The sequence below is a fragment of the Paraburkholderia sp. WC7.3g genome (assembly GCF_050436345.1).
In the GTDB taxonomy this organism is placed as follows: Bacteria; Pseudomonadota; Gammaproteobacteria; order Burkholderiales; family Burkholderiaceae; genus Paraburkholderia; species Paraburkholderia podalyriae.
On the sequence record NZ_JBNDMA010000002.1, the window covers coordinates 1,531,943 to 1,556,812 of the forward strand.

Here is a 24,870-nt window from a genome sequence, read left to right on the forward strand (position 1 = left end):
TTGAGGCGTCGGCATCGCGAGCGGGGAGAGGAGCGGGAAGAGGTCAGTCCGAGAACAGCGTATTCAACGCGTTCGCGGTTTCGCTATCGACGGTATTCCACGTCACCGTTTCCGCCTCGAAAATGTAGTGCGTCGTATATTTGCCGAGGCGCGCGAGTATTTCCTCCTGAATCAGTTCCGGCGCGACCTCCAGTTTCAGATACCACGCGGTCGACGACAGACGCGTCTGGAACGCGCCGTATTCGGCGAGCAGTTGGTCGAACGCATCAGCGTCCTGATCGCGACAGACGATCACCAGATTTCCCTTCATGCGAATCTCCCGTTAGTGCGGTAGTGACAACCCGATATCAGGATTGATGATACCTGCTTCGTTGCGGGACGCCGGGCGTCGTTTGCGGCGTAGGTTGGCTGGGGCAGAGGGGGCAATGCCGTCGCACGCTGAGTGTTTCGGCGACGTCAAGCCAATTACCAGGCGTTCACCGCCGTGCGCGTGGGCGGCGCGGTATCGTCGGGCGGCAGTGCTTCGGTGCGGTCGCGGCCGCCGGTCTTCGCCGCGTACAGCGCGGTATCGGCGCGGCTCATCAGACGCTCGGGCAGATCGTCGGGCGACAGCTCGGTAATGCCGATGCTCACGCTCAGCCCCACCGAGGCCGGCAGCTTCGGCGAGGGCACCGCTTTCAACCGCAGCCGCAGACGCTCGACGACTTCGCGCCCGCCCGTCAGATCGGTGGCCGGCAGCAGCAGGCCGAACTCCTCGCCGCCGAGCCGGCCGACCGCGTCGGAGCTCCGTAGCTCGGCGCGGCACGTCTCGACGAAATGTTCGAGCGCGCGGTCCCCGGCGGCGTGGCCGAAGCGGTCGTTGATCTGCTTGAAGTGATCGAGATCGGCGATCGCCATGCACAGCGGCTCGTGGCCCGCGTGCGCGCGATCGATCGCGTGGCGTAGCAGGTCGAGGAAATAGCGCCGCGACAGCGCGCCGGTCAGCGCATCGTGCCGTGCCTCCGCCGACAGCAGCGTATTGGCCGACTGCAACTGCTCGGCGAGATCGCGTGTCGCGCGATGGTGGCGCCGCTCGCGCACGTAGGACACGGTGATCACCCACGCGAGCGCGACGGTGCCGGCCAGCGTCAGGAACACCAGCAGATGGTCGCGCTTGTGATTGCGCAACAGCTCCGGCCACGCGGCGAGCGGATCGACCAGATGCGCGGAGAGCCCCGAGTTCAGGCCGCCGCGGTTCTGATAGAGCGCTGGGGCAGGCTGTTCGACCATGCCGAATAGCTGCGCGGCGACCGACGCCGGCACCCACGGCGCCTGCTCACGCACTTGCGTGTCTTCGCGGATCAGCATGTCGGGGAACGTATCGCGGCGGTAGACGATGCGCCGCTCGGCGGGGCTCATCTGCGTGACGCGCGAGTTCGGCAACGCGTGGCCTTCGAGCGTGCTGTTGTGCGCCATGATGATGACGCCGTTGTCGTCGGAGACGAAGGTGCCCGCGTGCGCGACCCAGTGGCGCAACCGCGCGATGCCGACCTTGGCGACCACCGCGCCGACCAGCAGCCCGTTCGCGTACACTGGCGCGGCGATGAAGATGCCCGGCTCGCCGCTCGCGCGACCGACGCCGTAGGCTTCGGAGAATCCGCCGAGCAACGCGTTGGTCAGATAGCCGCGCGCGCGCATGTCCACACCGACAAACGACTGCTGCGCAGCGTCAGGATTCGACATCGTACTGCTCGACGCGACGCAGATCCCGTTCGCGTTGACGATCCAGACCTGATCGAGCCCGGAGAAGCCCTGCGCCTCATGCAGGAACCTGCTGACCGCGGCCATCTGCGGATCCTTCAGCAAGGCGGCTCTCAACGCGGGTTCCGCCGCCTCGCTGTTCGCGGCATAATTCTGCGATTGCACCAGGGCACGCTGGACCACGTCCATTTCGGACATGGTCGCGGGGATGGCGCGGGACATCGCGAGGTCGCTGGCAATCACTTGCGCCATGTTGTCGACGATCGACGTGGACATTTGCCGCTGCGTGCGCAACGCCGCGTCCAGCTCTTGTTGTACCATCCGGTCCGCGACCATGCCAGCCACGAACCAGCAAACCACTACGATCAGCACGAAGCTGACCGGCCCGGCTATCTGGCGCAAGGTTGTCCCGTTCATCGACCCTCTGATCCGTCTGGCTGTGACATGCAACTTGCTCGTTCGTGGCAGCGCGCTCACGACGCTGTGTCCGTTACCTGCGTCGGCTGCGGTGTCGTCCCATCGCGAGCGACGGGCGCTTTGCCGCCGCCAGAGCCCGGGATGAACCGCTGATAAACAGGTACGTCGTTTCCAGATTTTAACCGTCGCGAGGCGCGATGCCACCGTTATTGCTGGGATGCGGCACGCATATGCCGTGCCGATCAGGTTCTTAACGGCAGCCGCGCCGCATTCTTGATAGCTGTGCTGCCTGATGGGGCGATTCAGCGATGATCGCCGATGCGACGCGCCGATGTGGCTTGCGCGCCACGCCGCCTGGCGGCTTCGCGACGTGTCACGCTGAAGTACGCGGGAGCAGGGTAGGGCGCGGCGCGACGACGTGAGCCGGGGCTTGCTGACGGCTTACGCCACGGCCTCGCGATGCCGTGTCGCAATTTGCGGCGAAAGGTTGTGCCTGAAACATAGGATGGTGTAGTGTCGTGCCGTCCAAAACGAGGAAAGACCGCCAGCCCTCGGGCGGCGCCCGCGGCGACAGGAGTCCGGCGTGATGGTTGTGGTCGTGGGCGATGCGTCCACGAACCCGTCGATTGCCGGCTCCACGTGTCTCCAACGCTAACGATTTACCACGCACGCGCGTTTTGCCATGCCTGATTTCCGCTTTCCGGACCGACCCATAGACCGCCGCGGAGCAGCCGCGGCCTCCTTCGAGCGTTCGAATGCCTGTTTCAAGGGGGAGGGCATCTGATGGATTTCAGCTTCGACCTGAAGCGCACCGCCAATGCATCGGCATGGCGCGTGTTGCCCAACCGCTGGGACTTCGTCGCGTTCCCGCTGATCATCTGCCTGATCGCGATGGCGTCGATCGGCTTTCACGAGACGCTCGCGCCGATGTCGACGCTCAAGACACAGGCGATCTCGCTCGATCCGGCCAACCTGCCCGAGTACGCGATGCGCACCACGCTGCGCATGCTCGCGGCGATGGTCGCGTCGCTCTTTTTCACGCTGAGCTACGGCACGCTCGCCGCCAAGAGCCGCCGCGCCGGTCTCGTGCTGGTGCCGATTCTCGACATCCTGCAATCGGTGCCGGTGCTCGGCTACATCTCGTTTACGGTCACGTTCTTCCTCGCGATGTTCCCGGGTCGCGTGCTCGGCGCCGAGCTAGCCGCGATCTTCGCGATCTTCACGAGCCAGGCGTGGAACATGACGTTCAGCTTCTATCAGTCGCTGCGCACGGTGCCGCGCGATCTCGATGAAGTGTCGCGCGGCTTTCATCTGACTTCATGGCAGCGCTTCTGGAAACTCGAAGTACCGTTCTCGATGCCGGGCCTGATCTGGAACATGATGATGTCGATGTCGGGCGGCTGGTTCTTCGTCGTGGCTTCGGAAGCGATCACGGTCGGCAATCACACGATTACGCTGCCGGGCATCGGTGCCTATCTTGCGCAGGCGATCAGCGACAAGAACCTGCACGCGATCGGCTGGGTGATCCTCGCGATGACGGTCGTGATCCTCGCCTATGACCAGTTGCTGTTCCGTCCGCTCGTCGCATGGGCCGACAAGTTCCGCATGGAGACCACGAGCTCGGGCGACGCGCCTGAATCGTGGCTGCTCGACCTGATCCGCCGCACGCGGCTGATTCACCGGCTGCTCGTGCCGCTCGGCTGGATGTTCGCGCGCGCGGCTCGCGTGCGCTTTCAGCTGCCGGCGCTCAGCGCGGCGCGCTTTCAGATCCCGCAGCGCGAGAAGAACGCCAGGATCGGCGACATCATCTGGGCGACGATCGTACTGGTCGCCACGGTGTACGTGGTGTATCGCGTGTTCCTGTATGTGCGCACCGGCGTGTCGCTCGACGAGATCGGCCACGTGTTCGTGCTCGGCCTGATCACGCTGTTGCGCGTGGTCGTGCTGATCGCGATCGCTTCCGTGATCTGGGTGCCGGTCGGCGTGCTGATCGGCCTGCGCCCGGCGCTTGCCGAAAAGGTCCAGCCGCTCGCGCAGTTCCTCGCCGCGTTCCCGGCGAACCTGCTGTTCCCCGTGTTCGTGATCGCGATCGTGCGCTTCCATCTGAATCCGGACATCTGGCTGTCGCCGCTGATCGTGCTCGGCACGCAGTGGTATATCCTGTTCAACGTGATCGCCGGGGCAAGCTCGTATCCGAACGACTACCGCGAGGCGGCCAAGAATTTCCACATTCGCGGCTGGCAGTGGTGGCGTCAGGCGATGCTGCCGGGCATTTTTCCGTATTACGTGACCGGCGCGATCACCGCGTCGGGCGGCGCGTGGAACGCGAGCATCGTTGCAGAGTTCGTGCAGTGGGGCGATACCAAGGTCGCCGCGCATGGCCTCGGCGCCTATATCGCGCAGACCACCGCGGCGGGCGACTATCCGAAGATCATCGTCGGCATCGCCGTGATGTCCCTGTTCGTGACCCTGTTCAACCGTCTGCTGTGGCGTCCGATGTACGCCTACGCCGAAGGCAAGCTCCGTCTAGATTGAGAAATGAAGGCTTAACGCGATGCAAAATCCTAAAGCTGCTATGACCGCCGCGCCGATCCAGACGCCGCCGAAGCCCCCGCGCCTCGGCGAGGAAATCCTGCGCGTGAAGGACGTGTGCCGCGGCTTCAACAAGACGCAGGGCGAACTGCTGGTCCTCGACGACGCGAATCTGTCACTGCGCGAAGGCGAGATCGTCGGTCTGCTCGGCCGTTCGGGGTCGGGCAAGTCGACGCTGTTGCGTATCATCGCCGGTCTGATCGAGCCGACCGACGGCGAAGTCACGTACATGGGCAAGCCGCTCGCAGGCCCGGCGAAGGGCGTCGCGATGGTGTTCCAGACCTTCGCGCTGTTCCCGTGGCTGACCGTACTGCAGAACGTGGAGGCGGGGCTCGAGGCGCAAGGCGTCGGCGCGTCGGAGCGGCGCACGCGCGCGCTCGCCGCGATCGACCTGATCGGTCTCGACGGCTTCGAAAACGCGTATCCGCGCGAGCTGTCGGGCGGCATGCGCCAGCGCGTCGGCTTTGCGCGAGCGCTCGTCGTCGATCCGACGCTGCTGCTGATGGACGAGCCGTTCTCCGCGCTCGACGTGCTGACTGCCGAAACGCTGCGTACCGACCTGCTCGATCTGTGGACGCAGGGCCGCATGCCGATCAAGGCGGTGCTGATCGTCACGCACAACATCGAGGAAGCGGTCTTCATGTGCGACCGCATTCTGGTGCTGTCGTCGAACCCGGGCCGCGTGATCGCCGAGATCAAGGTGCCGTTCAAGCATCCGCGCAACCGTCTTGACCCGGCGTTCCGCCGCCTGGTCGACGAGATTTACGCGAAGATGACCGCGCGTCAGACCGACGAAAAGACCAGGAAGGGGCTCGAGCTCGGTAGCTGGCTGCCGCACGTGTCGACCAACCTGATGGCGGGTCTGATCGAGACGCTCGCCGCTGCGCCGTATCACGGCCGCGCGGACATGCCGGAAATCGCGCGCTCGCTGCATCTGGAGGTCGACGATCTGTTCCCGATCGCCGAAGTGCTGCAGCACCTCGGTTTCACCGACGTGCGCGAGGGCGACATTTTCCTGACGCCGCCGGCGCGCGTGTTCTCCGAGTTCGGCACGCAGGAACGAAAGATGATGTTCGCCGAGCATCTGCTGCGGCACGTGCCGCTCGCGGCGCGAATCAAGAAGGTGTTGAACGAGCGGCCGGGACATCGCGCGCCGCGCGTGCGCTTCGAGCAGGAGCTCGAGGACTTCCTGTCGGATAGCGCCGCGGAAGAGACGCTCGACGCGGTGATCAACTGGGGCCGTTACGGCGAGATCTTTTCGTATAACGACCAGAGTGAAATCTTCAGTCTGGAAGACGTGGAGTCTTAAGCCTAGGGTTTCCCGCAAAAGACTGCGGTTCAGACAAAAAGCGGCGAGGAAAATCTCGCCGCTTTTTTATTGCAGATTGCCCCAGCGTGCGACCGCCGGCTCGGCCGTCGCCCACTTCCAACCCTTGTCCTGCTGGCACGCGCTCGCCGTGAACCACATCTCGGGCGCGTTCGGGCCGTCGCCGTCCTGGACCGAGAATACGAAATCCTTGCACAGCGCGAGCGCCGAGCTGAACGCGCGGGTCACGCGCACCTGGCCGTGGCCGTTCTCGATCGGCAACGTATGCTTGACCGACCACGGTTTCGTTTCGCCGACCGGCATCGTGCCGACCAGCGCCGCCATCAGATCTTGCTGATCCTGATGCATGCTGCGCATGTAGCGCGCGACCGCTTCGTCGGTCGCGGCTTGCACGGCCACGCCGACGCCGAGTGCGACGGCCGGATTGCTGGTCACGATGCCCGACGCGAGACCCGCCGCCGCGCCGCTCGCGGCGCCGATCGACGAGCAGCCGCTCGCTAGCAGGCTCGCGCCGACGCACAGCGCGCCGGCCGTGATGAGCCGCAGCGGACGCCTGATCGGAACGCCAAGCGAGCGCGCCTTCATTGCAGCGCACCCCAGCGCTCGGTGGCGGGTTCGGCCGATGCCCAACGCCAGTCCTTGCCATCACGGCAAACCGATGCGATGTAAAACGCGCTGCTCGCGGGCTTGTCGCGCGTCGCGGTCTGATCGACGGAAAAGACGATTTCCTTGCAGTCGAGCGCGCCGGTGCTGATCAGACGGCTGACGGTCACGCGGCCGTGTTCGTCGTCTTCGATCGGGAAAGAGTGGGTGATGCTCCACGGCGCGACGGCGCCGACCTCGAGCGGACCGGCCGCCTGCGCGATGCTGGTCTGCGTATTCGTGTGGACCACACGCTCCGAATACTGCACGCCGGCGCGCGCGGCGGCGACCGCGCCAAGACCGATACCGGTCGCTACCGCCGCGTTGCTGGTGACCTTGCTGGCGACCGCGGCACCCGCGATACCGGCACCCGCGACCGCGCCTTCGGAGTACAACGAACTGCAGCCGCTCAATGCCGACGAAACCGCCAGCGCCAGCGCAATCAGCGCCGTAACGTGGGGGCGTTTGCCTGCGGCAACGGACTTCGCGTTGCCAGCCCACACTATGTTCTTTTGCATTTCTCCCGTCCCCGCCCGTACAGGTGCCTGCGTTCACGCGTCGCGCGTGTAAACGAAGGACACGTCGTTTATTACGCTGCCGCATTGTGCAGGATGCGTTTTGTAATTGGCAGCGAAAAAATGCAAGAAATTGCAAAACCTCGTGCGTTGCGATGTTTTCTGTTGCACCGGTGGGACGATTTGCCTGGCTGTGCCAGGTTTTTGGGACATTTGGACAAATTTGCCGTCGGCGTGCGCAACAGCGGGCCGCCACCATCGACGAACGGCCCCCCGTTGCACTGGCTATCACTCGGTCTCGTCTTCCCCGCTTTCGTCGCCGTATGCGCTTAGCCGGTTGTACAGCGTTTTGAGGCTCACGCCGAGCGCTTTCGCCGCCCGCCGCTTGTCGCCGCCGCAGTACTTGAGCGTGCCGAGAATGATCTGCTTTTGCGCGTCGGCGAGCGGTGTGCCGATCCACACGCTCATCGCATCGCCTTGCGTGACCGCTTTCTTGACTCGCGACGCAAGATGCGGATGCGGCAATTCAACGGTCTTCTCCGCAAGGATGAATGCGCGATACACGGCGTTCTTCAGCTCGCGCACGTTGCCGGGCCACGACCATGAACGCAGCGTCTCGAGCGAGCGTTTGCTGAAGCTCTTGTTCGTGCCTTCCTGCTGATTCAACTGCGCGAGGAAGTGTTGCGCGAGCAGCTCGCGATCGTTTTCGCGCTCGCGCAGCGGCGGCGCGCGCAGCGGAAACACCGCGAGCCGGTACATCAGATCCTCGCGCAAGCCGTTTTCCTTGACGGCCACCGCCGGATCGCGATTGGTCGCGGCGATCACCCGCACGTTGCCGCTGATCAGCTCGTTGCCGCCCACGCGATAGAACGTGCCGGTTTCGAGCGCGCGCAGCAGCTTGACCTGGCGCACCGGCGCCATCTCGGTGATTTCGTCGAGAAACAGCGTGCCGCCGTTCGCATGTTCGAAGTAGCCGACGCGGCCCTGGACCGCGCCGGTAAAGCTGCCCTTTTCGTGGCCGAACAGTTCGGCTTCGATGAGCTCATCTGGAATCGCGCCGCAGTTCACCGCGACGAACGCGCCGTCCTTGCGGCTGCTGTGTTCGTGGATGGTGCGGGCGATCAGCTCCTTGCCGGTGCCGGATTCGCCGATGATCAGCGCAGTCGCGTCGGTATCGGCGACGCGTTCGATCTGCTCGTACAGATCGAGCATCACCGGCGACGAGCCGTACAGCAGCCCGTACGATTTCAGTCCCGCGACGCCGTCCGCGACCCGCTGCTTCGCTTGTGGCGAAGCATTGCCGCCGGCGGACACGGTCGGCGAGTCCAGATCGATTGACGCCATAAAAGGGAAAGTCCCGTGCAAATGAAGTTCATGTTGCGGCGCGCAGGCCTTGAATGCGAGAGACCGTACAGCCACTATCTCATAAAGACGATTTAACCACTTCGACGCTGATTCCGGCAATGGAACCGGCAGCCGCTGAAATAATCGTGCGTGCAGTCGGTCGAAAGTGCTTGAAATTGGCCTTTTCTGCGTGCATAAGCGGTAAATATACCGGGCACATGCTTTGCAACGTTGACCGTTTGATCGAGTCGTGCGAGCTTTTGACCGCTACGTCGCATCGCCAACCGGCCAGGGCAAAAACCGGCAACCCGCATCACCCGGCAAAGCGCGAACGGTTGCACCGTTCCCACGCGCCCATTGCGCGACATTCACGAACGCCGACTCAGACGAGGAGTGAACGATGACTGACACCACGCAACAACTTGCACTCGGCGGACAGAAGATCGTCGACGATCTCCGGGTGCTGCTGAGGGACTCCGAGGAAATGCTGCGGCTCGCCGCCAACGTCCCTGGCGAAGGCGTCAATGCGTTGCGCGACCGGCTCGGCACGCATGTCGAAACGCTGCAATCGACACTCGGTGACGCGCAACGCAACGTGCATCGTCGGTATCGCGAGGCGGCGGTCGGCACCGAGCATTATGTGCGCCATAACCCGTGGCGTTCGCTCGCGCTAGCGGCGGGCACCGGTCTTCTGCTCGGCGTGCTGGTCGCGCGGTAGACGCGGCGCATCGCGCGACGCTCGCATCGGCTCGCAACAAGGCGCGGCGCGCACTTTGCGCGGCCAGCGCTCATCTGCATCACGATCCAGGGAGTTCATGATGGCACGACCCATGATTGGTATTTTCGGCGCATTGATGGCACTCGGCGGCTTCCTCGCGGTTCGCTATGTGCAGGACAAACGCACCGGCCAGATTTCCCCGGCGCGCGATCTCAGCCGCTGGGAAAACGAGGGTGGCGCGGTGGCCGCGCCGACCGCCTCGTCGACGGAGCTGGCGCCCGCCTCGCACAGCACCAACGGCTCGGGACAGGTCCACGGCGAGCACCGCGCATGGCCGTTTCCGCGTGGCTGACCCGATGTGCTTGCAGGCGAAGGCGACCAGCGACCGGAGGGCTCCGCCGCAGCCGGATCGGCGGTCAGCGGCTGGAAGGGGATTGTTAAATGAATCCTATAAAGCCGTATAATAGGCAAATAGACAACAATGACACGGAAATTTGCGTGAATACACGTGTTATTGTTGCGTTTTTCCACTAAATGGTTGGCGGAACCGGGCGCACGGCAATTTCGCGTCATGCAGCCGACTGTTTAGCGGCATGCCCATTGGCATGTTCCGCTTATTCTCTGACCCACGCTTGCAGGCTTTCGAAACGCGATGCCACATGTACTGATTGTCGATGACGACGCAAGTACCCGCGAGGCGCTTTCCGCCATCATCGGGGAAGACGGGCTGACCACCGCCACCGCGGGCGATCTGCGCGAAGCGCGCATTCAACTGATCCGGCAGATGCCGGACGTCGTATTCACCGATCTGAAGCTGCCCGACGGCAGCGGGGTCGATCTGTTCGAAGATCTCGACCCGCGCTCCGGCGTCGAAGTGATCGTGATCACCGGCCACGCGACGGTCGAGTCGGCGGTCAGCGCGCTGAAAATGGGCGCGGCCGACTACCTCGTGAAGCCGATCAACATGCAGCGCGTGAAGGCGATCCTGTCGCGCTTGCCGCGCGCCGGCGACCTGAAAGCCGAGATCGGCACGCTGCGCGGCGAATTGCGTCGCATGGGCCGCTTCGGCCTGATGCTCGGCAATTCGCCGGCGATGCAGGAGGTCTACGACCAGATCAGCCGCGTCGCGCCTACCGCGGCCTCGGTGATGCTCGTCGGCGAATCGGGCACCGGCAAGGAAGTCGCCGCGCAGACGCTGCACGAGCTGAGCCTGCGCCGCAAGCACGCGTTCCTCGCGGTCAACTGCGGCGCGATTTCGCCGAATCTCATCGAATCGGAAATGTTCGGTCACGAACGCGGATCGTTCACCGGCGCGGACCGGCAGCACAAGGGCTATTTCGAGCGCGCGAACGGCGGCACGCTGTTCCTCGACGAAATCACCGAGATGCCGATCGAGCTGCAGGTCAAGCTGCTGCGGGTGCTGGAGACCGGCATGTTCATGCGGGTCGGCACGACCAGGGAGATCGAAACCGATGTGCGCCTGATCGCGGCGACCAATCGCGATCCGGAGCAGGCGGTGCTCGAAGGCAAGCTGCGGCTCGACCTTTACCACCGGCTGAACGTGTTTCCGATCAGCCTGCCGCCGCTGCGCGATCGCGGCAAGGACGTCGAGCTGCTCGCACAATCGTTCCTCGATGAGCTAAACGAGCGTCACGGCACGAAGAAGCATTTCCCGGTCGCAATGAAGGAGATGTTGCTGTCGTATCCGTGGCCGGGCAACGTGCGCGAACTGAAGAACTACGTGCAGCGTGCGCACATCATGTCGAGCGCCGATTCGGACAGCACGGCCACCGTGCCGTTGCAGATCACGTTGTCGAAGCCCGCGGCCGGCACCGCGATCACGATCCCGTTCGGCACCTCGCTCGCGGAAGCCGACCGTCAGCTGATTCTGGCGACGCTCGAGCAATGCGGCGGCGTGAAGACACGCGCCGCGGAGATTCTCGGCATCAGCCTGAAGACGCTGTATAACCGGCTCGTCGAGTACGGCAACGATGCCCGCGAAGACGGCGATCCCGCCGACGAATCGCGCGCGCTCGGCGGCGCGGACCTCTGATCCGCGCTCGTTCGCACGTTGTCTGCCGCATCAGCAACCGCCCGTCCGGGATGCCGGGCGGGCACGCTAACGGCACAGGCCTTGCTGCGCTCCTAGGGAACGCACAACGAGGTCATCGACATGCCGCACATGCCGCATTCCGCAGCCGTTCCGGCGCCGTCTCAGCCGATGCGTGCTCACCGGCCCGAGCCGATCGAGCCGCCCACTCCGCCTCCGACCGCGCCACCGGATCCCGGCGAACCCGACACGGTTCCCGGCCCGACACCGGACCCCGTTGAACCCTTCGAACCGGTCACGCCGCCCATCGGTGATCCGCCGCCGCAGCCGACGCAAACGCCTCAGGCCGGCGAGCTTCGACACCGACCGCTGCAATGCTGATGCGACGCTCGGTGTCGGCGCACCGTCCCGCCCCGATCCGACCGCTGCCGCATCGCACGGGGTCGCCTATCCCGGTCCGGTGCGGCCGATTGCTGTATTTGTTACAAAGCCGGCGCATGTTTTACCGGCAATATACGATTTCGCCCCCTAGACTGTAGGGGTGCCGCGACAGGCGGCAGGCTTGCGCCGGAGACACGATCATGAGACATCCCGCATTGCGACGTTCCGCGCGGCACTCCAAACGTGAACCCCGGCCGGCTGACGTCAAGACCGAGCCGGCGGAGTCGCCGGACCCGGCCGCGCAGAATCGGATCGCTCCGCATACGCCGCCGGACGGCGAGCACAACCAGGGCGGTGTACGTCAGGAAGGCCTTGAATACCAACGCGATCTCGGCTCGGAGCAGGACGCCTGAAGCAGCACAGCACCGGGCGAGGCGCCGCGACGACCGCGATTTCGGTAAAAAGACCTTCTTTCGTCACATAAAAAAGAAAAATCTCCTTCGCGACCGATGATGCTCGCGGGGTTTAGCTCGTCCGTCACATTTTCATACAATTTAATTTCCGATATCTCATATATCGGCACGTCATTTGCATGCACCGTTTTGGCACATTTCCGCATACAACGAAACAATGGAGCACTAATGAGCAGATTGATCGTGGTATCGAATCGTGTCGCACCGATTCAGGAAGCGCGTCCGGCCGCAGGCGGACTCGCGATCGGCGTGCTGGACGCATTGAAGGAAACCGGCGGCGTCTGGTTCGGCTGGAGCGGCGAAACGGTCAGTGAGCCATCCGCGCCCGTCATCGAGAAGCAGGGCAACGTCACCTACGCGACGGTGGGCCTCACCAAGCGCGATTACGACGAGTATTACCGCGGCTTTTCGAATACCACGTTGTGGCCGACCTTCCACTATCGCAACGACCTGTCGCGCTACGACCGCCAGGACTACGCCGGCTACCAGCGCGTGAACGCGACGCTCGCGAAGCAGCTCAAGGAACTGCTGAAGCCCAGCGACATCATCTGGGTGCACGACTACCATCTGCTGCCGTTCGCGCATTGCCTGCGCGAACTCGGCGTGAAGAATCCAATCGGTTTTTTCCTGCACATTCCGTTTCCGGTGCCCGAAGTGTTGCGCACGATTCCGCCGCATGAGGAACTCGTCAAGGCGATGTGCAGCTACGACGTAATCGGCTTTCAAACCGAGGCGGATCGCCAGTCGTTCGTCGACTATATCGAACGCGGTCAGCACGGCACGTCGAGCGAAGACGGCATGGTGCACGCGTACAACCGCTTCCTGAAGGTCGGCGCGTATCCGATCGGCATCTACCCCGATGCGATCGCGAAAGCCGCCGAGCAGTTCACCGACCGCAAGGCGGTGCGCAGCCTGCGCGACGGCATGCGCGGGCGCAAGCTGATCATGAGCGTCGACCGGCTCGATTATTCGAAGGGACTGGTCGAGCGCTTTCAGGCTTTCGAGCGGCTGTTGCAGAACGCGCCCGGCTGGCATGGCCGCGTGTCGCTCGTGCAGATCGCGCCGCCGACGCGCGCCGACGTGCAGACCTATCAGCGCATCCGGCAAACGCTCGAAGGCGAGGCGGGCCGCATCAACGGACGGTTCGCGCAGCTCGACTGGACGCCGATCCAGTATCTGAATCGCAAGTACGAGCGCAATCTGCTGATGGCGCTGTTCCGCCAGTCTCAGGTCGGCTATGTGACGCCGCTGCGCGACGGCATGAATCTGGTGGCCAAGGAGTACGTCGCGTCGCAGGATCCGGCCGATCCGGGCGTGCTCGTGCTGTCGCAATTCGCGGGCGCGGCCGAGCAACTGCCGGGCGCGCTCGTCGTCAATCCGTTCGATCTGTCGCAGATGGCCGAAGCGCTCGAACGCGCATTATCGATGCCGCTCGCCGAGCGTCAGGCGCGCCATGCGGACATGATGGAGCCGATGCGCGAGAGCAACCTGTCGGTATGGCGCGATACGTTGCTCGATGATCTGCGCCACGTCGCGACCGCGTCTTCGGTGACGGCCAAAGCGGTAAAGCTCGCTGACGTGACGGCATCGTCCTGAGCGGACAGTGCGGCCCGCGTGAGCGGGATGCGTGCGCGCCGGTCACGTCGTGAATGGAATGGCAGCGAAGATCGAAGCAAAAAGGGCGCGCGTCGCGCAATGCGCGCCCTTTTTCGTATGCGTTGAGCGTGTAACGATCCCAGCGCTCAAGCCGGCTGCGTCACCTTCTGCATGACCCGCATCGTGCTGACGACCGCCGCGAGCGCCGAGAACCCCGCGGCCACATACAGCGCAATGATCGTCCCGTTCTGCGGCGCAACCCCAAAAATCAGCGCGACCAGCGCCGCGCCGAGCGTTTGTCCGGTCAGGCGCGCGGTGCCGAGCATGCCGCTCGCGCCGCCGCTGCGTTCGCGCGGCGCGGACGACAGCATCGTGCGATTGTTCGGCGACTGGAAGATGCCGAAGCCCGCGCCGCACAGCGCCATGCGCCACGATATCTGCAGCGCGTCGGGGTGAGGCCCGAGCGTCGCGAGCAACAGCAGACCGACCGTCATCGCGGCGAGCCCGACACCGCCGAGCCAGCCGGCCGAGATCCTGTCCGACAGCACGCCGGAAACGGGCGCCGCGATGATGATGATCGCGGGCCACGGCGTCATCAAAAGACCCGTCTCGACCTGCGACAGGCCGAGCCTGTCCTGCAGCAGGAACGGCAGCGACACGAACGCGAGCATCTGCGCGCAGAACGAACAGACCGACGTGCCGACCGACAGCGCGAACACCGGAATGCGTAGCAGATCGATCGGCAGCAGCGGCGCGGGCCGCGTCAGTTGTCGACGTACGAAGAAGTAGCCGATCACGAGTGCGCCGAGCGCCTCGAGCGTCACGTAGCCGAAACGCTCGCCGTGGCCGAGGCCATCGACCGCGAAAATCAGCAGGCCGAACACGAACGCGTTCATCACCGCGCTCAGATAGTCGTATGGCGATTCGTGGCCGGGGTTCATCGGCAGCGCCTTGAAGCCGCCGACGATCGCCGCTATCCCGATCGGCACGTTGATCGCGAACAGCCACGGCCACGTCGCGACGGCGAGCACGCCCGAGGCGACCGTCGGTCCGACCGCCGACGACACCGCCACCACCATCGCGTTGATCGCGACGCCGCGCCCGAGCTGCGACGGCGGATAGATCATGCGCACGAGCGCGGTGTTCACGCTCATGATGCCGGCCGCGCCGAACCCCTGAATTACGCGCGCGAGCGCGAGCATCGCCAGCGAGTTCGACAGCGCGCAGCCGAACGACGCGACCGTGAACAGGATCAGGCCCGACAGATAAATGCGCCGGTAGCCGATGCGGTCGCCGAGCGACGCGAGCGGCAGCAGCGTGATCGTGATCGCGAGCTGATACGCGTTGACGACCCAGATCGACGCGGCGGCGCTTGCGTGGAGGTTGCGCGCGATCGTCGGCAGCGCGACGTTCGCGATCGCGCTGTCGAGCACCGCGAGCGTCAGCGACAGCGCGATGACGAGCATCGCCCAGTAGCGTTGTGGAACCGGCAGGCCGAGGTCCTTGCCTTCGAAGCGGGAAGCGGAGGCGGTCGGGCCGTCCGTGCGCGGGGAGGGTGCGTGCATCGATTGTTTGATTTGTCGGAGATGTTGGCGCGCCGGTGCGCGGCTCACACGCTGGCCGCTGCGGGCGTATCGGTCGGCCCGGCGCCGGCGTTATCAGAGCGCCGGCGCCGCCTGCGCGTTATTTGAGTTCGTAAAGGCCCGTGTGGGTCGTCGAGTCGATTTCGTTGAGGTGCGTCATGAAGCGCGCGACCGCGTTGGTGGTGTCCGCGCTGACCGGCAGATGCGGCACCTTCAGCGCATGCAGCCGGAAGATGTAGCGATGCGTGCGATCGCCGCGCGGCGGCGCGGCGCCGCCGAAGCCGACCGTCCCGTAGTCGTTGCGCACCTGCATCGCGCCCTGCGGCAATAGCGAGCCGTCGGCCTTGCCGGCGTTGCGCGGCAGCGAGCGCGCGTCGGCCGGAATGTTGACGACGACCCAGTGCCAGAAGCCGCTGCCGGTCGGCGCGTCGGGGTCGTGAACGGTGAGCGCGAAGCTTAGCGTATCCGCGGGCGGCGCTTCCCATTGCAGCGACGGCGAGATGTTCTCGCCGTCGACGCCGAACGCCTTGTCGTTGTACTCGTGGGCTTTCGGCATGAAGCCGTTGGTGGGAAATTCGTCGGACCAGAGACGGAAGTCAGCCATGATGTGCCTCCCTTGTTGATTGGTTCTGGGATCGTCGGAGTGCGCGATGTCGCGGCGGGTGACGCGCATCTCGTGGCATGCCGACATGCGTGAGGATGTGCCGTGAAAGCGCCGGGAAAGCCCCCGAAAAACGCCGCCGAAGCGTGCCTGAAAAGGCACCTCGAAAGCGCTCCGGGTAAGCTTTTCGAGTGTATCACCAGCGGCCGCGAGACTCGCGCGAGCCGGGCAGCTCGCGCGTGGTTTTCAGCCGCGTTCCTCGAACTCGGGTGCGTCGCTTCTGATCCACGCGACGAGCCGCTCGATCACGCCCGCGATATCGCGATTCGCGCCCCGCAAAGCGCATTCCCACACGACTGCGACGCGCCAGCCGCTCGCGAGCAGCGCGGCGCGCACCTTGTCGTCGTTGCTGCGATTGCGGCCGATCTTGTCGCGCCAGAACTCGGGCCGCGTCTGCGGCCATTTGAACAGATGACAGTCGTGGCCATGCCAGAAGCAGCCGTGCACGAGCACCACCGCGCGATAACGCGGCAGCACGATGTCGGGGCGGCCGGGCAGATCGCGCGCGTCGAGCCTGAAGCGCAGGCCCTGACGATGCAGCAGGCTGCGGATCAGAACCTCGGGCTTGGTGTTGCGGCCGCGAATGCCGGACATCATCCGACTGCGCGTCGCGTTATCGACGATATCGATCATCGTCAGCGGGTCAACGAGTCGCGCGGCCGCTCATGCGTGGAGCGGCAGCGGGTGTTTCGACGCATCGCGGGTCGGGTGGGCGAGCAGGGTTTGCACATGCGGCAGCATGATACGCGCCACTTCGCGCATCACCGGCATCACGACGCTGTTGCCGAACTGACGGTAGGCCTGCGTATCGCTGACCGGAATCCTGAAGGTGTCGGGAAAGCCCATCAGGCGCGCGCATTCGCGCGGCGTCAGACGACGCGGGCGCAGCGCCTCGCCCTGATAGACCAGAATTTCGGAGCCGTCCTTGTGATAGCGCGCCGACAGCGTGCGCGTCACGCTATCCGGATACGCGATGCCGAAACCGAAGCCGTTGCCCGCCGCGCGATGCTTGGCCGCGTAGTTCTGCAGATACGCCCACAGCTTTGGGGTGAGCGTGTACTTCGGCTGCACGCGGCGCGCGACATGGTCGAAGAAGCGGTCGTGGTCCCACGGCAGCACCGGTTCCGTGCCGTCCGTGCGATGCAGGATCGCGCCGAGCCGCGGAGCCTGCTCGGGTAGGCGCAGGTCGTCCCATGTGAACGAGGTTTTGCCGCGAAAGCCGACGATGATGATGCGTTCGCGATGCTGCGGCGTGAAATGCTGACCATCGATCACGCGGTAATGCACCTCGTAGCCAAGCTCGTCGCGCAACGTTTGCAGGATCACGTCGAAGGTGCGGCCTTTGTCGTGCGACAGCAGGTTTTTCACGTTTTCAAGCAGGAACGCGGCGGGGCGTTTCGCGGCGATGATGCGCGCGACGTCGAAAAAGAGCGTCCCCTGGGTCGTGCATTCGAAGCCGTGGGGCCGGCCCAGCGCGTTTTTCTTGCTGACGCCGGCGATCGAAAACGGCTGGCACGGAAAGCCGCCGAGCAGCACGTCGTGGCTCGGCACGTGTTCGGCGGGAAAGGTGACGATGTCGCCGATCAGCGTGTGCGCGCTGCTGCTGGCGACGTTGCCGACGTAGTTTTCACCGTAGTTTTCACGATACGTGCGCGTGGAGAACTCGTTCCACTCGCTGGTGAACACGCATTCGCCGCCGTGCGCCTCGAAGCCCATGCGAATACCGCCGATACCCGCGAACAGATCGATGAAGCGAAACCGCGCCGCCTCGCCCCCGTGTTGCGCCTCACGCGCGCCTTGCCGCAGCAGATCGCGCAACGCGGGCTCCAGCATCGCGGGACAAGGCGTTTCACCTTTTTCCCAGCGACGCACCGTCTTGATGTCCTTGCCGACATGCGCGGCGATTTCGCGTTGGGTGAAACGGGCGCGCGCCTGCTTGAGCAGGTCGAACGGGGCGACGAGGGTCACGTGGCGTCCTTGCGGGGAATTTTTGCGGACATTATGACCTAAGGTCGTCCCATTTCCCTATTTTTAGCGCCAATTGATCAGGATTTTTTCGCGATACGGCGCGGCGCCGCGTTTGTCTGCGGTGAAACATGCCTGTCACGAATGCGCATGTACGCTTGTCGGGTGACGCTCGTTTCCTGCGTTGCGACGTGTGTTGGCGGCCGCGACTTCGTGCGCGGCCGTTTTTTTGCGGCGTGCACGACGAGCCGGGTGCCGGCTTGGCGGCACGCGCGCGGGTTCGGCGGGTGTAGAGGCGGTGAAGCGGACGGGCGAGCTAGGCCGGCTTCACTTTCTTCACCGGGGCAGCCGGCCGGAAAGGCGTGGTCGGGGCGGGTGCAAAGCGTTCCCATTCGGGCAGCGGCGTCGAGGCAAGCCGATCGAGCTGCAGCAGCAGGCTGTCGACCTTGTGCGATTGCGCGGCAGAGAGCTGGCCGCTGTCGAGCAGATCGGTCAGCCGTTTGCGCCAATAGGTGGCCGGCAAGATCGGACCGCCAAAATCGCCACGCAGCGATACGTGCATGGCGCGCGTGATGTGCGCAATGTCGTGGTCGACCAACGCAGCCTGCGATGATCCCGAAATCGTAGTCCCAGTGCGGTCCATGGCTCCTCCCTGAGCGCATTTACGGCGGTCCGCGGCAGGACTTTAGGGCTTTTTGATAAAAATTTTGCTTGATCGCGTGTTGGCGCTCATCAATGACGAGGTCGCCGCGCGGACCACCCCGGGAACAGCCGTTGCTTGGTACCAGCTACCGGCGGAATCCGCGCCGGCATCTTTGTCGACTATGCATAGGAAGCCGAACATGAACAAGGATCAAGTGAAGGGCGTTGGCAAGCAGGTCAAGGGCAAGGTCAACGAGGCCGTCGGCAAGGCCACGAACGACCCTGCGAAGGAACTCAAGGGCGACGTGCAGCAGGGCGCCGGCAAGGTGCAGAAGACCTATGGCGACGCGAAGGAAGACGCCAGGGACAATGCAAAGCGCGGTCATCACTGAAGCCCGATCGGTGTAGGTGGTCGTAACGACGGAGGTGTCGCGACTGTCGCGGCGCCTTTGTTTATCGTGGGGCGCGGGTCGGGCACAGCGCCTCGGCTTTCACAGTCGGGGTCGCCGCTGCCGTACACGCGGCGGCCGGCCTGGGAGTAACCCGTGATCGCGAGCGTGGGCATTCCGCGTGCGCTGCGGGCGCTTTAGACTTGGCGCAATCCCATCAGGAGGCCGCGCCAATGACACCCGAAAAAATACTTTCGATGTTCGAACGGCAGTACCTGGAAGGCAAGGCGCCGCCCGATCTCGAAGCGACCTGCGCGAACTTCGCGACGTGGTTCGCGGCCGCGTGGGAACTGCTCGACGGCACCGAGAAGACGTTGCTGCTGGCGGTCGGCGCGGCGCTGTGGCGTGAAGGCTTCACTGTTCGCGCGGGCACGGCGACGAAGGACTTGTGGTGAACCACTGATCGCGAACGGCGGCGGTGTGGCGGCGTTTGTGAGGTCTACGCGCGGCCGCGCACGCGTTGTGCCGAGTCGGTTTATATTGGGCGGTCTTGCAATTTCTGTCCCCTAGGGCGACGCGAACCCATGACCGATCTATCCGCTTTTGCGATCACGAAGAATTGGCCGGCCGAGCATCCGGACCGGATTCAGCTCTATTCGCTGCCGACGCCCAATGGCGTAAAAATCTCGATCATGCTCGAGGAAACCGGCTTGCCATACGAGCCGCATCTGGTGCGCTTCGATACCAACGATCAGATGACGCCGGCGTTTCTGTCGCTGAACCCGAACAACAAGATTCCGGCGATCCTCGATCCGAACGGTCCCGACGGCAAACCGCTGCCGCTGTTCGAATCGGGCGCGATCCTGATTTATCTCGCCGACAAAAGCGCTCAGCTGATCCCGCGGGACGCCGCGGGGCGCTACGAGACGATCCAGTGGGTGATGTTCCAGATGGGCGGCATCGGTCCGATGTTCGGCCAGGTCGGCTTCTTCCACAAATTCGCCGGCAAGGAGTACGAGGACAAGCGTCCGCGCGATCGCTACGTCGCCGAATCGAAGCGGCTGCTCGGCGTGCTTGGAGCAGCGGCTCGAAGGACGCGCATGGGTGATGGGTGATCACTATTCGATCGCCGATATCGCGATCTTCCCCTGGGTGCGCAATCTGGTCGGCTTTTACGAGGCGGGAGAACTGGTCGGCATTCAGGACTTCCCGAACGTGAGGCGCGTGCTGGGCGCGTTCGTCGAGCGTCCAGCGGTGGTGCGCGGCCTGAATATTCCGCAGCGGCCGGCTTGATGGCCTGAGCGTTTCGCGAGCTTGACCGCTCGGCCGGGCGGGCGTGCATTGGACGCGCCCGGCCGAGCTGCATCGTGTGACGCTCGGCGCTACCATGCCTCCCACACTCTGTCGGATCGAAGGGTATGACAGGCATCAGGAAGTATCGATCAATCCAGGCGTTGCGCGCGCTCGCCGCGCTGGGCGTCGTCGCGTTTCATACGAACGGCATCGTCGCCGCGCATGGCTGGCTCGTGCATGTTTTTCCGCGGGTGTCGCGCTATGGCGAAATCGGCGTCGACGTGTTTTTCGTGATCTCCGGCTTCGTGATGGCGCTGGTGACTCACGGTTTGCCGCCGGGAATCGAGTCGGCGCGCTCGTTCATTTGCGCCCGCATCGCGCGGGTCGTGCCGCTCTACTGGATTCTCACCGCGTTGTTTATCGCGCTCGTCGCGTTCCTGCCGGGCGTTCCCGAAGCGTTCGATCATGCGCGCGTGAGCGCGTGGCATGCGCTGTCGTCGTTTCTGTTTCTACCGTCGACGAGCTGGACCGGCATCGCCGCACCCGTGCTGGGCGTCGGCTGGACGCTGAACTACGAGATGTGGTTTTACGCTGTGTTTGCCGTGGCGATGAGCGTGACAAGGCGTCGTCTGCTGGCGGTGGGTGCGTTTCTGCTGGTGACGTCCGCGTTGCACCTGCTGCCCGGCGAGGGCGTCGCGTTTGCGTTTTACACGAATCCGCTGGTGCTGGAGTTTGTGTTCGGGTGCTGCGTCGGCGCGTGGTATGCGTCCGGGCGGACAGTGCCGCTGGCCGCGGCGGCGGGACTGCTGGTGGTGGTCGCCGCAGCGGGCGCATTCGCGCCGAGGTTGACCGATGCGAACCGTTTTCTCGTCTTTGGCTTGCCGGCGTTGGCCGTCGTGGTGGCGGGCTTGTCAGTCGAGAGCAAGGTACGGTGGAGCAGGTGGCTCGAGCGCATTGGCGATGCATCGTATTCGCTATATCTGACGCACCTGCTCGCGATGCCGGTGGTGATCGGGCTCTTGCAGATGATCGATGCCCGGCATCGGTGGCCGGGGGATCTGGTGGGCGCGGTGGTCGTAGTGGGGTCGTCGGTGGTGGCGCTCGGGTCGTATCGATGGGTCGAGCGGCCGGCTAGTCGGGCCGTCGCCAGGTGGATCGCCGGACTGTCGTGGGGAAGTGCGGTAGCGGGAGCGAAGCGCTAACAGCGCTTCGGCAGGTTTTTAGCATCCTTGAAATTGATACTGCTCACCGCGTATAACCTTTGAGGTAAGCAAGGTTTTTACCAGCTTTCGGGCGAGTTTCGCGCGACAGCGCTGTTATGCGGCCAAGATGAAGCAATGAGCGCCGTTACATTGTTCGCATGGACGGCTCCGGCGTATTTTCAAGAGTCCGCCGTTGATCACACATGGGTGACGACTTATGACAGCCGGGTGAAGATTTACCCGGCGCTGGCGGACGTTTTGATCGCTGGAGAGCACTATTGGTACAGCTGGGGCAGCTTCCACGCCAGAGGCGGGACGCCGGCCAGTGCGGATGGTTTCTTGGCTTCCGCCGGGGCCAATCTGCCTTATGCTAGTTGTCTATGTCGGCCCGATGTCGATCCGAACATCGAACCGGCCGGTCGTGGAACGATTTTTAGCTATGGTCGCGATGGCGTGTGCCATCAGCTGTCAAACCAGATTCTTTGGGCTACCGGCAGCGGTGGAGCGGCCGCTGCTACGGTCCGCATGTCCAGGGGTTACTGGTTGAGCAACGCGATCTTCGGAACATACGGCAAGCAGCATGCTGCATGGGCGAGCAAAAGAATTCAGTGCTCAACCCCAGGCGGGAGTAACGCCATGAAGCCAGGACATCCGCAAGCCGATGTCGATGATTTTCAGGAGCATCTTCAGGCGACCTTGACCGGTCCGGACGCGGACGCAAAGATCAAGTCGTTGATGAAGCATCGACGCGCGTTTATGGCGCGGGTCGAACGTTTGCAATACGTGCCGCCGGGCAGCGACGCACCGTCGGCCTCGAAACTGAACGAGGCCTATTCGTCTTTTCTCCACGACGCTGCTGACATTCTGGGTCCCGAAGACTTCGAGCGAGTTTTCGGCGAACGCCCGAAAGACGAGATGAACATCGTCGATCCGTCGATATACGAGCCGACTATCCATCGGCCGATTCCAAAATAACGGAGCCGTAGAACCTGCATGTGTTTCGAAGACGAAGTTTGAACTCTGCGGGGAGCGCGTCTCAGACGCGTTTTGCAATCACGGTCGTCGAACTCGCAATGTCGAGATTCTTTTTTGCGCTTAGCTGCTTAACAAACGATCGATCCAGCAACGTCGGTGGTCCCTGCAGAATGTCTTCGACCGTGAGTGCCTTGAATTCTTTCAGTGCATTCTCGTCGAGACCTTCGGCCCACTCGCTCATGATCCAGTAAATCGACCATATGGCTGTTGTCGATTCCGGCACGTACACGCGTTCGACATCGATCGCAGATCCGAACAGATTGAGAATCCCTTCGGCTGTCATGTTGTAGTAGTGATGCGGATAGCCATGAGTGGGCTGGGTAAGCGGAACCACCACGACCAGATCGCCGCCCGGCTTCAACACGCGAAGAATTTCTTTGGCAGCGGTGAATGGATCCTTCACGTGTTCGAGAACATTCAACGACAAGACGCCATCGAACGACGCATCTTTGAACGGCAGAACTTCGCCGACACCTCGAACATCGGTGGATGGGTAATTGCTGATGTCGAAATTGACCACGTTTTCGTAGACCGCGGGACGGCTGCCGGCTCCACAATCCAGAATCATCCCCGACGGGTGGCGCTCGATCATCGCCAGTGCATCCTGATCGTACAGATTGCTTCCGGCCAGTTCCGAGTCGTAAATGTCGAATTGGGAACGTAGATCGGGCGACAAAAAATCGAAAAACTTACCGTCGTCACTAAATGGCATGTCAGTGCGAAGGACAGACTTTATTCTTTTTCTTCGTTGTTGCCTGGATTGAGCGGCCACCTTTGCGTCCTGCCTGCGATGACTTTCGGAGACGCCGAATACTTCGAAATGCGATCTTCCCGATCGCAACGCACCGAGCCTGACAGCTTCAGCGACGTCCGGATTGGCGGCGAGATAGGCCTGCTCGCAAAAGTTCAACGCGGTAACGCATTCAAGGGCTTGATCCATGTGGGTCCTCGGAAACGTTTCGAAGTCGGCTCGCAGATTATAGCGATCTGACGTTTCCGGAAGGGCGTGGTTTTTCGCTGTCTTCGACGGGGTAGGTCGCGCAAAGCGCAGGGACGGCTCCGATCGGGCCTGGAAGGCAGATCGGCAGCAAAAAGCCCCGCAGCGCAACGCATACGGGGCTTTTGTGAGCGAACCTGGGAGCCGGGTGAGCTCTACTTGGTCCCCTGACAGAACTCATATTGTCACCGTAAATTAATGAATTCTATACCTTTATTTTTCTTCTATCAAAATAGATACCCCCTAAAGTACCCCCAAGGGCGATTCCCTTGGGGGGGCGCATCTGACGCATTAAGGAGTCGGGGGCCTACCGCTCGATGTTCAAGCGACAGTGATCGTATGTTAGGCCGTGATCACCAGTTCTTCGTACCTGTTCCTGCTCTCGCTGCATGCCGCTATTGGGCTGAACCTTGAAACGATGAACTGTTTGAATCCGTTTTGATATAAATTTCGAAGGGATTCATGGTTCGCGTTCGTTACCAAGATGCGAACATTGCGATTTTTTGCGCGCTGCAAACAATCGCGCAATCGAACTTGATCATCCCATGAGAAAAGAATTTCATTGTATTTAATAAATCCATTTTCATTATGTCGAACCGTGTATGGTGGATCGGCGAATATAAAATCTCCTTCTCTCGCCTCATCAATTACTGATTCGAAATCGCAATGCTTTATTTGGGCGCGCCGAAGAGCGGTAGACCATGCTTGAAAATCATCATCTGGACGAATTACCGATGTCTTAGAGCCAAGTGGAACATTAAATTTTCCTTGACGATTGACTCGATATATGCCGTTGAAACAGGTGCGATTCAAATAAAGAAGGCGCGCGGCACGCTCGGCGATGTGTTCTGGCTCGCTCTGACGGACTTTATAATAATAGTCTCGACTGTGATTTTCCGCGTGGATAGATAAAATGCGAGAGACCGCTTGGTGCTGATTGCGAATTCCTCTGTAAACATAAAATAAATCAGAGCATAAGTCTGAAAGAATCGCCTCACGGGGATTTAATGCGAAAAACATTGCGCCGCCGCCCAAAAATGGTTCGATATAGCGGCCATCAAGCTGTTTCGGAATCAATGCAGGACATTGTTCAAAAAGCCAGCGCTTACCCCCGGGCCATTTCAAGAAAGGCAGGAGGTTTTTTTCGATAGATTTTTTGGGTTTCGCTGATCTTACTCGACCCAATGGGAGTGCGAGGGTAGCTCTTGCACCGGAGATTGGCGTCGATTTCTGTTCGGTATTTCCGTCGAAAATTATCGGGCTTGTCGTCTGTTCAACGAATTTCGATGACTTATCGTAATTCACAGA

The 24,870-nt window shown here is 62.8% G+C and carries 24 protein-coding genes and 1 pseudogene; 13 read left to right on the top strand and 12 right to left on the bottom strand.

The window, feature by feature from the left end:
• Positions 1-43: 43 nt before the first annotated feature.
• Both OKW43_RS18565 and OKW43_RS18570 read right to left on the bottom strand, forming a co-directional pair.
• The gene (locus tag OKW43_RS18565) at positions 44-310 is read right to left on the bottom strand and encodes a hypothetical protein (protein WP_187635125.1); all 267 of its coding nucleotides are present in this window, start codon (positions 308-310) and stop codon (positions 44-46) included.
• A 155-nt stretch (positions 311-465) separates the two neighbouring features.
• Complete coding sequence (locus OKW43_RS18570; RefSeq protein ID WP_429448973.1) at positions 466-2,157, bottom strand: sensor domain-containing diguanylate cyclase; 1,692 nt, start codon at positions 2,155-2,157, stop codon at positions 466-468.
• A 783-nt stretch (positions 2,158-2,940) separates the two neighbouring features.
• Here OKW43_RS18570 and OKW43_RS18575 point away from each other — a divergent pair.
• Together OKW43_RS18575 and OKW43_RS18580 are read left to right on the top strand one after the other, a co-directional pair.
• Entirely contained in the window at positions 2,941-4,692 is a 1,752-nt protein-coding gene (locus tag OKW43_RS18575; RefSeq protein ID WP_429448975.1) for an ABC transporter permease, read from the top strand.
• A 19-nt stretch (positions 4,693-4,711) separates the two neighbouring features.
• Positions 4,712-6,058 (top strand): AAA-associated domain-containing protein, encoded by a 1,347-nt coding sequence (locus tag OKW43_RS18580; RefSeq protein WP_187635122.1) that lies wholly within the window; start codon positions 4,712-4,714, stop codon positions 6,056-6,058.
• A 66-nt stretch (positions 6,059-6,124) separates the two neighbouring features.
• Here the strand turns inward: OKW43_RS18580 and OKW43_RS18585 are convergent, their stop codons facing one another.
• The 3 genes from OKW43_RS18585 to OKW43_RS18595 all read right to left on the bottom strand — a co-directional run bounded on the left by OKW43_RS18585 (position 6,125) and on the right by OKW43_RS18595 (position 8,577).
• The gene (locus OKW43_RS18585; RefSeq protein ID WP_429448978.1) at positions 6,125-6,661 is read right to left on the bottom strand and encodes a hypothetical protein; all 537 of its coding nucleotides are present in this window, start codon (positions 6,659-6,661) and stop codon (positions 6,125-6,127) included.
• Entirely contained in the window at positions 6,658-7,236 is a 579-nt protein-coding gene (locus OKW43_RS18590) for a hypothetical protein (protein ID WP_187635120.1), read from the bottom strand. The genes OKW43_RS18585 and OKW43_RS18590 overlap by 4 nt, the downstream gene beginning before the upstream one ends.
• A gap of 285 nt (positions 7,237-7,521) precedes the next feature.
• The gene (locus OKW43_RS18595) at positions 7,522-8,577 is read right to left on the bottom strand and encodes a sigma-54 interaction domain-containing protein (protein WP_187635119.1); all 1,056 of its coding nucleotides are present in this window, start codon (positions 8,575-8,577) and stop codon (positions 7,522-7,524) included.
• Positions 8,578-8,977: 400 nt separating this feature from the next.
• Here OKW43_RS18595 and OKW43_RS18600 point away from each other — a divergent pair, with 400 nt between their 5' ends.
• The 6 genes from OKW43_RS18600 to otsA all read left to right on the top strand — a co-directional run bounded on the left by OKW43_RS18600 (position 8,978) and on the right by otsA (position 13,795).
• Positions 8,978-9,295, top strand: a complete 318-nt coding sequence (locus tag OKW43_RS18600) for a DUF883 family protein (protein ID WP_187635118.1) — start codon at positions 8,978-8,980, stop codon at positions 9,293-9,295.
• 100 nt (positions 9,296-9,395) lie between these two features.
• Positions 9,396-9,647, top strand: coding sequence for a hypothetical protein (locus OKW43_RS18605; protein ID WP_187635117.1), 252 nt, complete (start codon positions 9,396-9,398; stop codon positions 9,645-9,647).
• A 300-nt stretch (positions 9,648-9,947) separates the two neighbouring features.
• Positions 9,948-11,348, top strand: coding sequence for a sigma-54-dependent transcriptional regulator (locus OKW43_RS18610; RefSeq protein WP_429448981.1), 1,401 nt, complete (start codon positions 9,948-9,950; stop codon positions 11,346-11,348).
• Positions 11,349-11,477: 129 nt separating this feature from the next.
• Complete coding sequence (locus OKW43_RS18615) at positions 11,478-11,726, top strand: hypothetical protein (protein WP_429451721.1); 249 nt, start codon at positions 11,478-11,480, stop codon at positions 11,724-11,726.
• Positions 11,727-11,926: 200 nt separating this feature from the next.
• Positions 11,927-12,139, top strand: coding sequence for a hypothetical protein (locus OKW43_RS18620; protein WP_187635115.1), 213 nt, complete (start codon positions 11,927-11,929; stop codon positions 12,137-12,139).
• A 228-nt stretch (positions 12,140-12,367) separates the two neighbouring features.
• Positions 12,368-13,795: an alpha,alpha-trehalose-phosphate synthase (UDP-forming) gene (otsA, locus tag OKW43_RS18625; RefSeq protein ID WP_187635114.1), complete on the top strand. Its 1,428-nt coding sequence runs from the start codon at positions 12,368-12,370 to the stop codon at positions 13,793-13,795.
• A 146-nt stretch (positions 13,796-13,941) separates the two neighbouring features.
• Here otsA and OKW43_RS18630 read toward each other — a convergent pair whose 3' ends face one another.
• From OKW43_RS18630 to OKW43_RS18650, 5 genes are all read right to left on the bottom strand, one after another.
• Entirely contained in the window at positions 13,942-15,360 is a 1,419-nt protein-coding gene (locus OKW43_RS18630; RefSeq protein WP_429448984.1) for an MFS transporter, read from the bottom strand.
• Positions 15,361-15,478: 118 nt separating this feature from the next.
• Entirely contained in the window at positions 15,479-15,982 is a 504-nt protein-coding gene (locus OKW43_RS18635) for a YbhB/YbcL family Raf kinase inhibitor-like protein (RefSeq protein ID WP_187635113.1), read from the bottom strand.
• 243 nt (positions 15,983-16,225) lie between these two features.
• Positions 16,226-16,672: a very short patch repair endonuclease gene (locus tag OKW43_RS18640; RefSeq protein WP_429448986.1), complete on the bottom strand. Its 447-nt coding sequence runs from the start codon at positions 16,670-16,672 to the stop codon at positions 16,226-16,228.
• A 30-nt stretch (positions 16,673-16,702) separates the two neighbouring features.
• Complete coding sequence (gene dcm, locus OKW43_RS18645; RefSeq protein ID WP_429448988.1) at positions 16,703-18,007, bottom strand: DNA (cytosine-5-)-methyltransferase; 1,305 nt, start codon at positions 18,005-18,007, stop codon at positions 16,703-16,705.
• Positions 18,008-18,320: 313 nt separating this feature from the next.
• Positions 18,321-18,647, bottom strand: coding sequence for a hypothetical protein (locus OKW43_RS18650; RefSeq protein ID WP_429448990.1), 327 nt, complete (start codon positions 18,645-18,647; stop codon positions 18,321-18,323).
• 199 nt (positions 18,648-18,846) lie between these two features.
• Here OKW43_RS18650 and OKW43_RS18655 point away from each other — a divergent pair, with 199 nt between their 5' ends.
• From OKW43_RS18655 to OKW43_RS18675, 5 genes and pseudogenes are all read left to right on the top strand, one after another.
• The gene (locus tag OKW43_RS18655; protein WP_187635110.1) at positions 18,847-19,038 is read left to right on the top strand and encodes a CsbD family protein; all 192 of its coding nucleotides are present in this window, start codon (positions 18,847-18,849) and stop codon (positions 19,036-19,038) included.
• A 230-nt stretch (positions 19,039-19,268) separates the two neighbouring features.
• The gene (locus OKW43_RS18660; protein WP_187635109.1) at positions 19,269-19,490 is read left to right on the top strand and encodes a hypothetical protein; all 222 of its coding nucleotides are present in this window, start codon (positions 19,269-19,271) and stop codon (positions 19,488-19,490) included.
• A 129-nt stretch (positions 19,491-19,619) separates the two neighbouring features.
• Positions 19,620-20,328, top strand: a pseudogene (locus OKW43_RS18665) (glutathione S-transferase C-terminal domain-containing protein).
• Between the two features lie 125 nt (positions 20,329-20,453).
• The gene (locus OKW43_RS18670; RefSeq protein ID WP_429448993.1) at positions 20,454-21,530 is read left to right on the top strand and encodes an acyltransferase family protein; all 1,077 of its coding nucleotides are present in this window, start codon (positions 20,454-20,456) and stop codon (positions 21,528-21,530) included.
• Between the two features lie 135 nt (positions 21,531-21,665).
• Positions 21,666-22,505 carry a hypothetical protein gene (locus tag OKW43_RS18675; RefSeq protein WP_187635106.1) on the top strand — a complete coding sequence of 280 codons (840 nt, stop codon included), beginning with the start codon at positions 21,666-21,668 and terminating at the stop codon, positions 22,503-22,505.
• A gap of 61 nt (positions 22,506-22,566) precedes the next feature.
• Here the strand turns inward: OKW43_RS18675 and OKW43_RS18680 are convergent, their stop codons facing one another.
• The gene (locus OKW43_RS18680) at positions 22,567-23,505 is read right to left on the bottom strand and encodes a class I SAM-dependent methyltransferase (RefSeq protein WP_187635105.1); all 939 of its coding nucleotides are present in this window, start codon (positions 23,503-23,505) and stop codon (positions 22,567-22,569) included.
• Between the two features lie 399 nt (positions 23,506-23,904).
• Positions 23,905-24,867, bottom strand: a complete 963-nt coding sequence (locus OKW43_RS18685) for a DNA adenine methylase (protein WP_429448996.1) — start codon at positions 24,865-24,867, stop codon at positions 23,905-23,907.
• Between the last annotated feature and the right edge of the window lie 3 nt (positions 24,868-24,870).